The sequence below is a fragment of the Variovorax sp. HW608 genome, from assembly GCF_900090195.1.
Taxonomy (GTDB): domain Bacteria; phylum Pseudomonadota; class Gammaproteobacteria; order Burkholderiales; family Burkholderiaceae_C; genus Variovorax.
Genome location: NZ_LT607803.1, coordinates 1,110,760 through 1,124,708 on the forward strand (window position 1 = coordinate 1,110,760; position 13,949 = coordinate 1,124,708).

General features: G+C 65.1%; 13 protein-coding genes and 1 pseudogene. 6 read left to right on the forward strand and 8 right to left on the reverse strand.

All coding sequences use genetic code 11. The annotated features are described in order from the left end of the window. Positions 1–17: 17 nt before the first annotated feature. On the forward strand, positions 18–902 hold the full coding sequence (locus VAR608DRAFT_RS05075) for a class I SAM-dependent methyltransferase (RefSeq protein ID WP_088953073.1): 885 nt from the start codon (positions 18–20) through the stop codon (positions 900–902). Positions 903–1,284: 382 nt separating this feature from the next. On the opposite strand, the gene VAR608DRAFT_RS38450 is transcribed toward VAR608DRAFT_RS05075, so the two are convergent. Next, positions 1,285–1,677: a cupin domain-containing protein gene (locus VAR608DRAFT_RS38450; RefSeq protein ID WP_088953074.1), complete on the reverse strand. Its 393-nt coding sequence runs from the start codon at positions 1,675–1,677 to the stop codon at positions 1,285–1,287. 234 nt (positions 1,678–1,911) lie between these two features. Here VAR608DRAFT_RS38450 and VAR608DRAFT_RS05085 point away from each other — a divergent pair. Then, positions 1,912–2,121, forward strand: a pseudogene (locus tag VAR608DRAFT_RS05085) (pyridoxal-phosphate dependent enzyme); the annotation flags it as partial. Between the two features lie 22 nt (positions 2,122–2,143). Here VAR608DRAFT_RS05085 and cax read toward each other — a convergent pair. The 3 genes from cax to VAR608DRAFT_RS37565 all read right to left on the reverse strand — a co-directional run bounded on the left by cax (position 2,144) and on the right by VAR608DRAFT_RS37565 (position 4,915). Beyond that, a complete protein-coding gene (cax, locus tag VAR608DRAFT_RS05090; protein WP_231973244.1) occupies positions 2,144–3,424 on the reverse strand; it encodes a calcium/proton exchanger in 1,281 nt (426 codons plus the stop codon). Between the two features lie 221 nt (positions 3,425–3,645). Next, positions 3,646–4,386, reverse strand: a complete 741-nt coding sequence (locus VAR608DRAFT_RS05095; RefSeq protein ID WP_157730648.1) for a YSC84-related protein — start codon at positions 4,384–4,386, stop codon at positions 3,646–3,648. Between the two features lie 55 nt (positions 4,387–4,441). Continuing rightward, positions 4,442–4,915: a hypothetical protein gene (locus VAR608DRAFT_RS37565; RefSeq protein ID WP_197700475.1), complete on the reverse strand. Its 474-nt coding sequence runs from the start codon at positions 4,913–4,915 to the stop codon at positions 4,442–4,444. A gap of 2,061 nt (positions 4,916–6,976) precedes the next feature. Here VAR608DRAFT_RS37565 and VAR608DRAFT_RS05105 point away from each other — a divergent pair. Further along, positions 6,977–7,543 carry a dihydrofolate reductase family protein gene (locus VAR608DRAFT_RS05105; protein WP_088953077.1) on the forward strand — a complete coding sequence of 189 codons (567 nt, stop codon included), beginning with the start codon at positions 6,977–6,979 and terminating at the stop codon, positions 7,541–7,543. A gap of 30 nt (positions 7,544–7,573) precedes the next feature. On the opposite strand, the gene VAR608DRAFT_RS05110 is transcribed toward VAR608DRAFT_RS05105, so the two are convergent. Together VAR608DRAFT_RS05110 and acs are read right to left on the reverse strand one after the other, a co-directional pair. Further along, entirely contained in the window at positions 7,574–7,966 is a 393-nt protein-coding gene (locus VAR608DRAFT_RS05110; RefSeq protein ID WP_157730650.1) for a hypothetical protein, read from the reverse strand. Positions 7,967–8,002: 36 nt separating this feature from the next. Next, the gene (acs, locus tag VAR608DRAFT_RS05115; RefSeq protein WP_088953079.1) at positions 8,003–10,045 is read right to left on the reverse strand and encodes an acetate--CoA ligase; all 2,043 of its coding nucleotides are present in this window, start codon (positions 10,043–10,045) and stop codon (positions 8,003–8,005) included. Between the two features lie 257 nt (positions 10,046–10,302). Between acs and VAR608DRAFT_RS05120 the strand changes: the two genes are divergently transcribed. Continuing rightward, positions 10,303–10,725 carry an ACT domain-containing protein gene (locus tag VAR608DRAFT_RS05120; protein ID WP_088953080.1) on the forward strand — a complete coding sequence of 141 codons (423 nt, stop codon included), beginning with the start codon at positions 10,303–10,305 and terminating at the stop codon, positions 10,723–10,725. 26 nt (positions 10,726–10,751) lie between these two features. On the opposite strand, the gene VAR608DRAFT_RS05125 is transcribed toward VAR608DRAFT_RS05120, so the two are convergent. After that, positions 10,752–10,988, reverse strand: a complete 237-nt coding sequence (locus VAR608DRAFT_RS05125; protein WP_088953081.1) for a hypothetical protein — start codon at positions 10,986–10,988, stop codon at positions 10,752–10,754. A gap of 173 nt (positions 10,989–11,161) precedes the next feature. Between VAR608DRAFT_RS05125 and VAR608DRAFT_RS05130 the strand changes: the two genes are divergently transcribed. Then, positions 11,162–12,079: a sodium/glutamate symporter gene (locus VAR608DRAFT_RS05130; RefSeq protein WP_231973247.1), complete on the forward strand. Its 918-nt coding sequence runs from the start codon at positions 11,162–11,164 to the stop codon at positions 12,077–12,079. 369 nt (positions 12,080–12,448) lie between these two features. Here VAR608DRAFT_RS05130 and VAR608DRAFT_RS05140 read toward each other — a convergent pair whose 3' ends face one another. Further along, positions 12,449–13,519 carry a flavodoxin family protein gene (locus tag VAR608DRAFT_RS05140; protein ID WP_088953084.1) on the reverse strand — a complete coding sequence of 357 codons (1,071 nt, stop codon included), beginning with the start codon at positions 13,517–13,519 and terminating at the stop codon, positions 12,449–12,451. Between the two features lie 188 nt (positions 13,520–13,707). Here VAR608DRAFT_RS05140 and VAR608DRAFT_RS05145 point away from each other — a divergent pair, with 188 nt between their 5' ends. After that, positions 13,708–13,929: a hypothetical protein gene (locus VAR608DRAFT_RS05145; protein WP_157730652.1), complete on the forward strand. Its 222-nt coding sequence runs from the start codon at positions 13,708–13,710 to the stop codon at positions 13,927–13,929. Positions 13,930–13,949: the final 20 nt, after the last annotated feature.

The following is a 13,949-nucleotide window of genomic DNA, read 5'->3' on the forward strand; positions in this document are numbered from 1 at the left end:
GAAAACGAGGCCCAGACATGCCCATTAGCTGCCAAATCATTGCAGCCCGTCGATCACTGGGCCGCGCGGTCATCGCGGCCTGCGTCACGCTGGCGCTCGCCGCATGCACGGCCCCGGGGCGACATGCGCCCGAAGCGGCCGTGCTGTCGCCGGATCGCATTGCCGAGATCGTCGCGAGCCCGGACCGCAGCGATGCCGACCGCGTGAACGACGCGCGGCGCAAGCCGCATGAGATGTTGATGTTCATCGGCGTGCGTCCAGGCATGACGGCCCTCGACCTGAGCGCTGCCGGCGGCTACACCACCGAGTTGATCGCACGCGCCGTCGGCCCGACCGGCCGCGTTTACGGACAAAGCCCACCGCGTCCACCGGAAAGCCGGCCGACGCAGCCCGAAGGCGCCGCGCCGCCGATGGCCATGCTCGCGGGTGCTCCGACCCGCGCCGGCGGTGGACCGCGGCCGTCGCCCGTCGCGCTGGCGGAGCGCGCAAAGAATCCGAACGCGGGGAACATCGTCGCCGTCGTGCGCCCCTTCGCGGATCCTGCGCCGCCAGGATGCGCATCGAACTGCTTCGACCTCGTCACGCTGATGTTCAACTACCACGACTTCGGCCACCTGGGGATCGACCGCGCCGCGGTGAACCGTGCGGTGTTCGCTGCACTGAAGCCGGGCGGCATGTATGTGATCGCGGACCATTCGGGGCGGCCCGGCACGGGCATCTCCGAATCAGGAACACTTCACCGAATCGAGGAAGCGTTCCTGCGCGCGGAAGTCGAGCAGGCTGGATTCAAGCTCGCCTCCGAAGGCTACTTCCTGCGCAATCCGTCTGACCCGCGCGACCGCAACACGCCGGAGCCGCCGCAACCCAAGGATGAGTTCGTACTCAAGTTCGTCAAGCCCTGACGTTGCAGCGGTCGCTCCCTTTGGGGTAGCCAGGCTGAAGCTCCGTGATCTCGGACTCAATCCAGGATGCGCTCGATGCACCTATTTGCTGGGCTCGCGGACAGCGTTGCGAGGGACTGGTGGTACTGGCCCGCGACGATGGAAGTTGGAGAGGTGGTCTTCGAAGATGGGCGACTCGCAGGCTGGAAGCCGACACACAACGCCAACCCTGGAGGGCGTGTTCTTTGATAGAGAGATCGAGACGCTTGCGGACCTTGAATCGAAACCCTAATTCGGCAGCCGCAGGTGGACAGTGTGCCGCTTCACGACTCGTGACAGGAGCCGGTTCACGGTCATGACCGACACCGGTGTGCCGGCGGTGCGATCGGCCGCTACGTCGTTGTCAGGACGGCAGCCAAGCGTCCGTGGCTTCGTTGAAGTCGTACTTGTCCCCGGCCTGAACCAGTAGGTACCGGCAAAGGGCGGTCGACCCAGCACGCAGGCGATGGACGATGCCGGGTTTGATCACGCAGTGTTCACCAGCTTGAAGCGACTGCTCGCGACAAGTTCCGCTTTCCGTGTCCGCCGCCTCAAAAACGACTACACCTTCAAGGCAGAAACACCAATCAGTGATCTTCGAGTGAGAGTGCCACTTGATCCTCTGGCCGGCTTCGACTACGAACTCGCGTGCTTGAACCTTCGGTCCACTGGTCAGCAGCCGAACCGAACTCACCTCGTGCTTCGGGGACGTGTATGCACCGCCTAGTTGAGAGTCGCGAGTCTCGGGAGTGCTCATTTTTAGTGTCTCGAGTAGTAGAGATCGTGATGGCGCCTCGGCTCCATTCGCAACGGCCTGGCGAGTGCACCGGGTGCGATCATCATGCAATGATTGCGGATCACCAGCCGCGGCGCAACACCATCCCTGGGACACCTTGGCGCTACACCCCGATCGCGCCCGTCTTGGTGAGGGTGCCTGGTCGCCTTGGCCGGCCACTCAATGGGCGCGCCTGCGAGCAACGCTGACCATGCGATGGCCGACGCCGGACTTCGCGACAGCGGGAACATCCGAACAAAGCTACTGCTGCAGCCCAGCGGCTCGTTCAAGACCCGTGGCATTGGCCATGCCTGTGAGATGTACAAAGCCCGTGGTGCACGGCGCTTCGTTTCATCATCTGGCGGAAACGCCGGCTACGCGGTCGCCTACGCGGGCCGCATGCTCGGCACGCCGGCGACCGTGGTGTGTCGGCAATGAGCGGCAACGCTCAATGCCCGGGCACGCCAGGCACGAAGAAGAACGCCAGACCAAAAATCAGATACACGGCGAGCAGCAGCACGCCGCGCAGCCAGTCGGAGCGGCCATCGCCGGCGACCTGTCCAGTAATGAGAACCGACAGCAACACCGTCGCCACCAGACCGCTGGGAAACACCAGATCCATCGGCCCCGGTCCCACCCACAGGCTCGCGAGCACCAGCACGGGAGCGACGAACAGCGCGACCTGCACGCTCGAACCGATGGCAATGGCGAGCGACAGGTCCATTCGGTTTTTCATCGCCGCGGTGATGGCGCTGGCGTGCTCGGCGGCGTTGCCGAGAATGGCCACGACGAAAACGCCGACGAAGACACGGCTCAAGCCGAATTCGTGCGCGGTCGGCTCGATCGCGCCGACGAGTATTTCGCTGACCCAGGCGATGGCGGCCGTAGCCGCCGCCAGGATGAGCAGCGATTTCTGCACCGACCACGGCGGCGGGGTGTCGCCCGCGGCTACATGCGCGACCGAGCCGACGAACAGCGCCTTGTGCGTAATCAACGAGAACACCAGGAACAGCCCGTAGACCGCGAGCAGCACCACGGCGATGGACACGCTCAACAGCACCACGTTGTGCGCCAAGCCGGCGGACAGCCCCGGCATCCCTTGCGTGATGCCCCTGCCCACCGCGGCGCTGTAGGCGGCGGGCAGCACCAGCGCGATGGCGGACAGCGTCAGCAGCGTGGCCTGCGAGCGCGTGCCTGCGGCGTTGTAGGTCTGCTCCGAATGGCCCAGGCCGCCGGCAAACATGGCCGCGCCCAGCACCAGCAGGATGTTGCCGATGATCGAGCCGGCAATGGAGGCCTTGACGACATCGTGCAGGCCCGCCCGCAGTGCGGCAAATGCGATGATCAGTTCGGCCGCGTTGCCAAACGTGGCGTTGAGCAGGCCGCCGATGCCCTCACCAATTCGCTCCGCCAGATGTTCGGTAGCGCGGCTCATCCAGCCGGCCAGCGGGAGGATGGCGAAGGAGGCCGTCAGAAACACGAACAAGTGCTGATGCGGATAGAAATGCTCCATGGCGATGGAGATGGGAACGAAGATCATGAGCCAGTTGAACATGCCGCACTCCTGTCTCTTGGGTTCCAACGCAGCGTGGGTCGGGGCGAGTTCGTCGTAGTCAAATTTGCGCACGTCGGCGGCCACGAAGTGAGCCGCCCGTCGAGGCGCAATTTCGGCCAGCCGGCTGTCGGCGGCGAGCGCCACCCGCGCGATGCGCCGGTGATGGTCGCGCAAGAATCGCAGATGCTTGAACAGGCCGGCTGCGCGCGCAGACCCGCGCAGCACAGAATGTGGCCGAACTGAGTCGCGGGTTGCTGCGAAAGCGGTCTTTGGGAGGCACGGCATCAGAAGACCGAAGTGCACTCGGTTCCGGACGTCCAATCCGGAATGCCCGACATCAAACGCATCCATCAAGGGCGGCGCTTGGCGCGCCACCTACGATCGCGCCTCTTGCCCTAGTTCAGATCCTTGTCCTTCCAGACCTTCGAACCTCCAAGGGCGACTCCCGCCTGAAGTCCTGCCTTCGTCAGCACATAGGCCTCGCCGCCCGTGAAAGCGACGGCGCCTGCCTTGACGTTCGCTTCATCCTTGCCGGTGCCTGCGCCCGCGCCAGCCCCCGCAGAGGCATCCCATCCCTTGTCGATGAAGTCGGCGAGCGACTTGGCGTCCTTGAAGATGAAGAGATAGCGTGTATCGGATGCCCCGACCTGCAGGCCTGCGCTTGCCTGCGCAATGTTCATATAGGTGTCCTTCTTGGACTTGCTGTCGTGCGCCACGCCCTTTCCGCCAGCCCCGCCAAGGCCGAAGCTCAAGCCGTAGGTAGTGAACACAGCGTAGCCGGGGGCCTTGTGCACCGCGTCCTTGATCTTGGCGTCGGCCTTGTAGAAGTCCTGGAGCGCCTGCGTGGCCTTTGCCTTGATCTCGGTCCGCTCCGCGGCCTTGTCCTTCGCGTACGCGCCGCTGGCCAGCAACGAGGTAAGCGCTGCAGCGATGATGAAAATCTTGCGACGTTCCACAGCATTCTCCTTTTTTGGTGTCTTGAGGACCAGGTGCGAGGGCGTCCGCTTTGTTTGCGCATCGGCACCACCCATTAGGCTCCCGAATGTTGTCACGATCCGGTGATCTTTGCTATCCACCTGCATGTTCGACTGGACCTGAGCGCGGGCTTCGCCGATCGCGTTGCACCGATCGTCCACTTGGGCCCGTGCGCAAACGCGGTGCTCCTGTCGTGGTCGCTTATTGCGGCGGCGACTAACACTGGCAACAAACAAAAGACTTGGCTGCCTCATCGGCCGTTTCCACCAGGTGCGCCCCCAACGCCACCCGCTCCGCCACCAGGTCCACCGCCACCCGCTCCGCCGCCAGATCCGGCGCCGGCTCCGCCACCACCGGCGCCACCAGCCCCGCCTGCACCGGACCCACCTGCACCGGACCCGCCTCCAGCAGCCCCGCCTGCACCGGACCCGCCTCCAGCAGCCCCGCCTGCACCGGACCCGCCTGCACCGGACCCACCTGCACCGGACCCACCTGCACCGGACCCACCTGCACCGGCCCCACCTGCACCGGCCCCACCTGCACCGGCCCCGCCTCCACCGGCCCCACCTCCGCCGGCCCCACCTCCGCCGGCCCCACCTCCGCCGGCCCCGCCACCTCCGGCCCCGCCACCTCCGGCCCCGCCACCTCCGGCCCCGCCACCTCCGGCCCCGCCACCTCCGGCCCCACCACCTCCGCCAGATCCGCCGCCGCCCGGATCAGCTGGGCTGTTCGCCACTACGAGACCCCCTGACGTGGTTGTACCGTTGGACACGGCTATCCCACCGGCGGATTGACCGGTCGGTGCGACGGTGCCATGAGAACTCGGCGTTTGCGTGCCCAGCACAGGAGGGCTCACGCAAATGGCTTCGCCAAAGGGGTTGTACGGATCGCAGCGTGCCCCGTTGCTGGCAGCCGCTGCCGCGCCCCGTTCCGTCGGTGCAGTCTGCTTCGCTGCCGTCGCGGTCGTGCCGACAGCGGACTGCTCCGGCTGTATGGCCGGCCGGATCAATGCGACGCCTGGCATGGCCGACGCTTGACGACCTCGGCTGGTTGTGCCCGACGCGGCCGAGGCCAGATTCCTGTCGTGGGGCATAGCGCTTGCGCGACGCTCCCGCACTGACGCCAGTGCTTGTGCTGTGCGAGCACCGGAAACCTGCGCGTCGGAACTCTTTGGCTCGGCCGTTCCTTCGGTATCTGAAGGACCATGCGTGTCGGACGGGTGTTCCTCGAATGCCGCCGCTTGCGGCTGAGCCAGTGCAGACGCATCGGCCTGCGTTGCAAGCGCGGCCTCTTGCTGCGATGGTGTCGGCGCGACATTCTGATCGGTGGTCGCAACGCCTGCAGCCGGCGCTGACGTCAGCAGCGAGCTCTCTGCCGGTGCCGAAAGCGGAGCCTGCAGAGGCCGGATCTGTAGTACCTCGCGCGGCGCAGCCAAGCTCCTGTTGGCCTTGTGGTGCCAGTACCAGCCCACGAACGTCGCGTTCAGCAGGACAACGCCGATCAGGAGCAGTACGACGCTCACATCGAGTCCGGCAGGAAGAGCCAGTCGCGCAGTCAACTTCCCCCTTCTGGTTGTGTGCGGTGCGACGAAATACTCGCTCGTCGTCACCGCCCGCACTCGCACAGGTGGGATCACGTGCGCAGGCAGTTCGACTTCGGGTATCGGCGTTCTTGCAGCTTTTGGCGCCTTTCCCTCGAGCAGGCGCCCATCCGAGGAGATGGCTGGGTTTCGAATGCCGCTGAAGCGCGCTGCGCACCCTCGGCAGTACTTGGCCCCGTCCCGGTTTGCGGTGTGGCACGTCTCGCAGATTTTCGTCATGGCAATGAGCGTGGCAGCGAGCGGGTGGAGTACCAGGAATGAGTCAGCGGTCTGATCGGACCGCTTTCCTGGATGTAGTCAGCGAGAGCTATGTGGTCGGCCGGCCCCTTTGCTGACGACATCCAACCGGCGGGATGCGCTACATCAAAACCACTCGGCGAGGGCGCCGATCAAAACCCAGGTTCGCGCGGTGAAGCTCTTCGAGATCGGTGGAGACAAGTACGTCGGTCACTTTGATTCCCCTTGTTCATATGCTTGTACGAGGCGTGCAGCTCGGTGAGGCGCTGTACGAACGGGGTGCGCAGGCCGCTCCTTCTTCCAGTTATCTCCAAGACCGGCTGCTGAACCGGCGGAGTGTCGCTACGTGCAGGGGCGTAGTGCCGCTCAACCAGGCTGCGTGACCATATGTGAACAACGAAGAGAAATAAATTGAGCGTTCGACTTATTTACCAATCTGAGCGTCAGTGATACTTTTGGCCTATTTTGCTTGGGACATGGTGCGAAGTCGTTGTCGGCCCAGTACCAGCGCTTGAAAATAGTCTCGGGGTTTCGGAGGAGGGTCATCATGAAAGTCCTCGCATTGCTCTGTTTGACAGCGCTCGCAGGGTGCGCCCCCGTGAGCCCACAAAAGGCCGCGCCTCAAGACGCTGCGATACAGAACGCGATCCAGAGTGGCCAGCAGTCCTACCAGCAAAAGGCAAACACCTATCAAGCCCGGCCTGCGCTCGTCCCCAGCGGGGGCGGCACTTACGCACCCACTGGAAATACTCAGAAGAAGCAGATGATGGTCTGTCGCTATGGTGGCGCGTCCCAATACCTGATCATTCCAGCGGACCAAGTCTGCCCTAGCCGTCCATAGAGGCGGGAATTCCGAAGCGGACGATTGAGCCCCGCCACTTCCAATCCAACCTCGATCGTGGCACGCTCATCGAATGCGGGCCCTTCGGTATTCCATCAACGTCACATTGGACGGATGTTGCGATCATCGTGTCGTGATCGCGGATGAGGAGTTGCATCGTCACGCGGCCGAGAACCTCTCGCGGGCCGATGCCATCCTATTTGGCAAGGTCACCTACGAAATGATGGAGGCCGCGTGGCGGCCGGTGGCGCAAGCGCATGCAAGGCCCGACTGGATGGCCGATTGGATGGAGCCGTTCGCCCGGACGATCGACGCGGCCAGGAAGTATGTCGTTTCAAGCACCTTGGAGCAGGTGGACTGGAACGCCGAGCTCGTGCGCGGGGAACATCTGGAGAGTACCGTCCGGCAACTCAAGCAGCAGCCGGGCAAAGGGCTGTTCGTGGGAGGCGTGAAGCTCCCGCTGGCGTTGGCAGAGCTTGGACTGATCGACGAATACGAGTTCATCGTGCACCCGAGGCTCGTGGGCCACGGGCCGACACTGTTCGCGGGACTGTCGAAGTTCGTCGATCTGAAGCTGGTGAGTCGGCAGGAGTTCGGCTCGGGGGCAGTGGTGTTGCGCTATGTCCAGAAGGCCTCGTAGCCAGAAGCTGCCCCTATGCGCGGCCACGCACTATCTGCAATCGCTTGGCCCTGTGGCGGCGTCGTCGATCCAGATTCCATCTTCGTCAGCCACGGAGAAGACAACAGTCACCCCTCGTTCCCGGAAAAACTTCATGTCCCGGTCGAAGCAATAGAGGTTTCGCTTGACCTCCCGATGGTGGGCCTTCTGCTCCTCGGTCCATTCCTTGGCGAGCAAGTGCGACGCCACCCCGTAGGTAAGCCGCCGCCCGGGTCCAGCGGTGACCGAGACAATCAGCGCGCTTGCGTTTCCCAGGGGCAACCTGAGGCTCAGTTCGCGGGCAATGCCTTCCAACTGCCGTTGGACTTCGGCATCGGAAACTGCGACCTCGTTCGTGGAGAACGCGAGCGCAGCCATGGCCAAGAGCGCCTCGTTTTGATTCATATCAGGCCCCGATTGCCCCGCACGGGCGTAGCAGGCCTACTTGACCAGCCCCTTGATCGTGTCCACGACCTCCGGATTGGCAAGCGTGGAGACATCACCAGCGTCCTGGCCATTCGAGATCGCGGCAAGCACACGACGCATGATCTTCCCTGAACGCGTCTTGGGCATGTCCGGGACCATGATGACGTGGCGCGGCCGCGCGATGGCGCCGATTTCGGACACCACCGACGCCACCACCTTGCTCGCGATCTCATCGGATGCCGCCAGGCCGGGTTTCAGTGAAACATAGAGATCGGGCACCTTGCCCTTGACCTGGTCGGTGACCGGAACGACTGCGGCCTCGACCACTTCGGGCACCAGCAGCGCGGCCGACTCAAGTTCCTTCGTGCCGAGCCGGTGCCCGGCCACATTGATCACATCGTCGATCCGCCCGAGGATGCGGTAGTAGCCGTCCGCCGCCTGTACGGCGCCGTCGCCGGCCATATAGGGCCAATCGCGCCAGTCCTTGCTCTGGGGATCCCTGCAAAAGCGCGAGTAATACTGGCGTACATAGCGCTCCGGGTCCTTCCAGATGGTCTGAAAAGCGCCGGGCCAGGGGTTGCGGATGCAGATGTTGCCCGCCTTGCCCGAGCCGCTGGCCAGCTCATTGCCTTGGTCGTCGTAGATCACCGGATGAATGCCGGGGATGGCGGGTCCGGTGCTGCCAGGCTTCATCGGGTGGATCCCGGGCACGGTGCTGCAAAGAAATCCGCCGTTCTCGGTTTGCCACCAGGTGTCCACGATCACCGCTTCGCCCCTGCCGACGACACCGTGGTACCACTTCCAGACCTCGGGTTCGATCGGCTCGCCCACGGTGGTCATGTGCTTGAAGTGGTAGTGGTACTTCGCGGGCTCGTCGGGCCCGCTGCGCCGCAGCGCGCGTATGGCCGTCGGTGAGGTGTGGAAGATATTGACGTCGAGGGTCTCGGCTATGCGCCAGGGACGCCCGGCGTCCGGATGGGTAGGGACCCCTTCGTACACGACGGTCGAAGCGGCGAGGGCCAACGGGCCGTAGACGATGTAGGAGTGACCCGTGATCCAGCCGATGTCCGCCATGCACCAGTACACGTCTTCGGGATGGATGTCCTGGATGTACTTCGAGGTCCAGGTGACATAGGCCAGGTAGCCGCCGATGGAATGTTGGCAGCCCTTGGGCCGCCCCGTGGTGCCGCTCGTGTACATGAGGAAGAGCGGCGCCTCCGCCGGCATTGGCACGGGGTCGACGCGTTGGCCGCGGAACTTCGGCAGCAGGTCATTGACGATGAAGTCGCGCCCCCCGATGAGCTTCGTGGGACTCGAATACCGGCCCGGATGACGCTGCCAGATCAGCACCTTTTCCAGCTGGTGCTTGTCCTGCTCTGCAGCGAGAACCGCCACATCGGCCTTCTCCTTGTGATCGAGCAGCTGGCCGACCCGGTAATACGCGTCCATCGTGATCAGCACGCGGCTCTCGGAATCCGAGATGCGGCTGCCGCAGGCCTTGCCGCTGAACCCGCTGAACACCTGGGAGTGGATCACACCGAGCCGGGCGCAGGCGAGCATCGTGATCGGCAGCTCCGCCACCATCGGCATGTGCAGGGTCACGCGGTCGCCCGCCTTCAGGCCGCAGAAGTCGCGCAACAGGGCCGCCAGTTCGTTGACGCGAACGAAGAGCTCCTGGTACGTGATGTGTTGAATCGCTTCGCTCTCCGGCTCGGGCACGAAGTGGATCGCTGTCTTGTTCTTGTGCTGGACGAGGTGGCGGTCCAGGCAGTTGTGACAGGCGTTGATCCGGCCCCCGACGAACCAGCGCCAGAACGGGGGATGGCTGGTATCGAGTGTCGTCTCCCAGTATTTGAACCAGTCAAGCAGGTCCGCGAACTCCTTGTAGCACTCGGGAAAGCGGTCGGGGGCAAAGCGCTCGAAGATCGCCCCATCGGTCAAATTGGCCTGCGCGATGAAGCGGTTCGGCGGCGGGATCAGTGCCTCTTCCCGCCAATGAACGGCGATCTGGGCCTCCGAGACGTCTGCTGCTGGGGGTGACAAAGGGTCTTTCGACATAGCCCGTACTCCTCAGTTGCCGCGAGACTTCGCCGCGGGCAACTCCGAACCCAGGTCTCCCGCGGCCGAAACGGCGCAAGCACCGCCTCGATGAATGGCTCGCCAAAGGATATTAGGCCTCGGCCCTGTGCATTGCCAGACCAGGGCGTCCGAAATCCTCCCACAGGCCAATGCAGGGGGCTGTCCGCGTTTGCTCGCGAACCGCTCGCGATCTATATTCTCATCCGGGTATTCGTGTTGCCGAAAGGAGATCTGCCATGGATCTTCTCGTCGAATCCGTGGACGTCTGGGCTGCATCCGTTCCGGACCAGCCCGGCGGCGTGGCTCAGGTGCTGACGGTCCTGCGCGAGGCCGGGGCGGACCTGCAATTCATCATCGCGCGCAGAGCTCCGGAGGAGCCCGGCAAGGGGGTCGTGTTCGTTACACCACTGCAGGGCGACGCCGAGATCAGGGCCGCCGCCTTGGTGGGTTTCAATGTCACCCGGCGTCTGCACTGCGTGCGGCTGATAGGCGCCGATCGGCCTGGAGTTGCCGCGGCGTTGACGCAGAAGCTGGCAGATGGTGGCATCAATCTCAGCGGGTTCTCGGCCTCCGTCATCGGCAAGCAGTTCGTTGCCTATGTGGGACTGGACTCATTGGCCGATGCCAACAAGGCAATGGAAATCCTCCAGCAGCCCTGATCCCGGCCCGCCGAACCAGCGGACCGTCAGCTTCCGGTGACCCAGCGCTTCCACCAGGGGCGTGGCGGCTCCGGCGGCTTCATCGCGAGTTCCTGGAGCTGGCTGGTCCTCTGTCGCCTGCGCAGTTCGACTTCCAGCGCGTGCGCCACGCCGTAGGCCGACTTGTCGCCGCGCGAGGCACGCGCGCGCCAGCCTTGGGCATAGGCAATCAGTTCCTCTTCGCCGAGGCTCGCGAGTTCTTCATGGGAGGGGACGGCAGACATGGGCTCGACCAGTAGCGGGAATTTTCGGAGCAATTGACCAGAATCTACACGACCGCGCGGCCAAGAGCTTCCTCCGTGACGAAATGCCATGGATGCGCAGGACGAGGTCCCGCTCCACGGGCGCCCCGCTATGCTCCTGCGGCATTCGTCCCCGCATCGAACGGAACACCGCCTTGCAACACGATCTCCACCTCGACGGCTACGTCAGCTTCACGATCGCGATCCTGCTGCTCTTCGTCGGCAAGGCATGCACCCGGGGCTTCGAACTGTTGCGGCGCTACAGCATCCCGGAGGCGGTCATGGGCGGGCTGGTCTGCATCGCCGTGGTCAGCGCGCTGTATCTCGGCATCGGGCTGAAGGTCGATTTCCAGCTCGGCGTGCGCGACGACCTGCTGCTGTATTTCTTCGCGGCGATCGGCCTGGGCTCCGATGTACGGACCCTGCGCCAGGGCGGCCGGCCGCTCGTGGTGCTGGTGGCGCTTTCGAGCGGATTCATCGTGCTGCAGAACCTCGTCGGCATGGCGATGGCGAGCGCGTTCGGGCTCGATCACCGCGCCGGCCTGCTGACCGGCTCGATCGCGCTGACCGGCGGCGTGGGCACCACGCTCGCATGGGCGCCGCATTTCGCGCGCGAGCTCGGCATCGCCAACGCCGAGACCCTCGGCCTCGCCAGCAACATGGCGGGGCTGATCGCGGCCTGCGCGGTCGGCGGCCCCATCGCGGCCTTCCTGCTGCGCCGCTACCGCCTCGTGTCGTCGGCCGAGGCAGTGCTCCCACCCGGCGGGCACTACGAGGACGAGGAGCGCGCCCGCCTCGACTACAACAGCGTGCTGATGGCGCTGCGCCGCGCCGCGGGCGTTCATCATGGTGCCGCTGGTTTGCGGCTTCTTCATCGACCTGGTGAACGCCTTCGTGATCGGGCTCATGGCCCGCTGAATCCGCTGAACCGTCAGAGAAACGCCGGGAGCTCCAGTGCCGCCGCCTTGAGCAGCTCGAACTCTTCATCGACCAGGTGGATCGCCTCGGTGTCGAAGTGCGAGATCGTGCCCCACACATCGCCGTCCGGCGTCATCAGGGGGACGCTGTGGTAGGACACGACGACGCCCCGGTAGGGATGCTCGCGCAGCCTCTCGTCCACGGCCGAGTTGTCGGTGCGGAACGAACCGTCGCGCAGCGCGAATTGGCAGAAGCTCACTTCGAACGGCACGGCGAGCAGGTAGGCGGGCGGCGCCGCGCCCTTCTTGTCGAAGAGGAACTCGTTGCGCAGGAGCGCCCCCTCGAAGCGGTAGATCGCACTGAACCGGTGCGGCACGCCCGAGTTGAGCCAGGCGAGCGCCTCTTCGACACCGGCGCTTCGCAAGACATCCCGAAAGGCCTCGACGCTGCGTAGGAGCATGCGGACAGTCTACGCCGGGCCGGTGACGCGAAGATGGCGCGCACACCAACTGAAGCAATTCGCTTCACTTGGGCCGCGGCTGCCTGAGCTTCTGGCCCGGCGTCTCGAGCTTTCCGGCGCGCAGCAGCGCCACCGAATCCGCGACCGCGCGCGCGACATTGCGTACTTCCTCCTGCATCGGCGCGTCGGCGTCGAGCGCCTCGTGGCTGGTGGCGTACGGCGCGTAGTAGCCCACGTAGCGGTCCAGCCTGGCGCGCACGCCGGCATCGACCAGACCCATCCAGTCCAGCCAGTCGCCGAGGTTGCGCCGCAGGTCCTCGACACCGGCCACGTCTCCATGCACCACGAGCCCGTAGACGCGGCCCGCGAGATGCTTGGGATAGTCCCATCCCCTCATTTCGAGCGCCTTGGCTTCCTCGGCGTTCTTGCCATGGGTGGTGGTCGGATCGGGGTTGCCGCCGTCGGCGCAGACCAGCCGGTCCATCATGAGCTTGAGCGGACTCGCGGCCTGGTACCAGTGCGTGGGCGTGAACAGGATGATCCCGTGCGCGGCGACCCAGCGCTCGTAGATCTCGTTCATCCAGTCGCCGGTCTGGTTCAGCGCATGGTTGGGGTAGCAGTTGCACGGCCAGTGGCACAGCGGCATCGCGGTCGAGACGCAGCCCTTGCAGGGGTGGATCTTGCGCGCGTAGTCCGAGGCGAGCAGGCTCAGGTCCAGCACATCGCACTCGAGGCCCGGCGCATCGAGCTGCGACTTCGCGAGCTGCAGCATGCGCCAGGTCTTCGACATCTCGCCGGGGCAGGTCCCGTCGTTGCGCGGCGACGCATTGATGAGCAGCACGCGCGATGGCGTGGCCGCGTCGCTCCACGCGTCCTGCGCCTTGCGCAGCCGCGCCCGGGTGTCGAGCCATTCAGCGGACAGCTCGTATTCGGGGTCCGCGAAGCCTTCGCCGGCCTTGCGGGTCACGGGCGACTTGCGCTCCTCCTTGTAGGCCGTCCATGCGATGTCCTCGAGCCGGTCGAGCGCCTCGCGCTCCGCGGCGAAGGCCGGATCGAAGAACGGCTGCGCGAAGCGCACATGAAACGCTTCACGCGACATCCGGTCGGGCGCCTGGCCCTTTCGCACGCTGGTCATGCCGCCAAGCTAGCCGGCCTTCGGCGCGATGCGCGCAGGCCACAAGGCACGATTCGGCGTAGGCCAACATCCCGATGCACCGGGCTCCCCGGACGGGCGCAGGATTCCGCCGACAGCCGCTCCGGACATTGACCCTGCCTGCGGCAGGCGGCAGCATGCAAGCGTCGGGCTTTTCGATGGAGACCACGATGAACACCACCAACACCCGCCCGCCCCCGCTGAACCCCGACGAGCTCAACGAAGAGCCGGAGCTGACCTTCGAGGAGTCGGTGCCGCTGGACGGTCCCGATCCCGAAGGCGAACGGATGATCGATGAGCTCGGCCAGGAGCGGCGGCGCAGGCAGGCCGAGCAGGCGCCGCCCCGGCCCGCCGAGGGCGAGCCGATGCCGGAGCAGTTTCCTGCGAGCTGAGGCCGGACGCGATCGGCCGG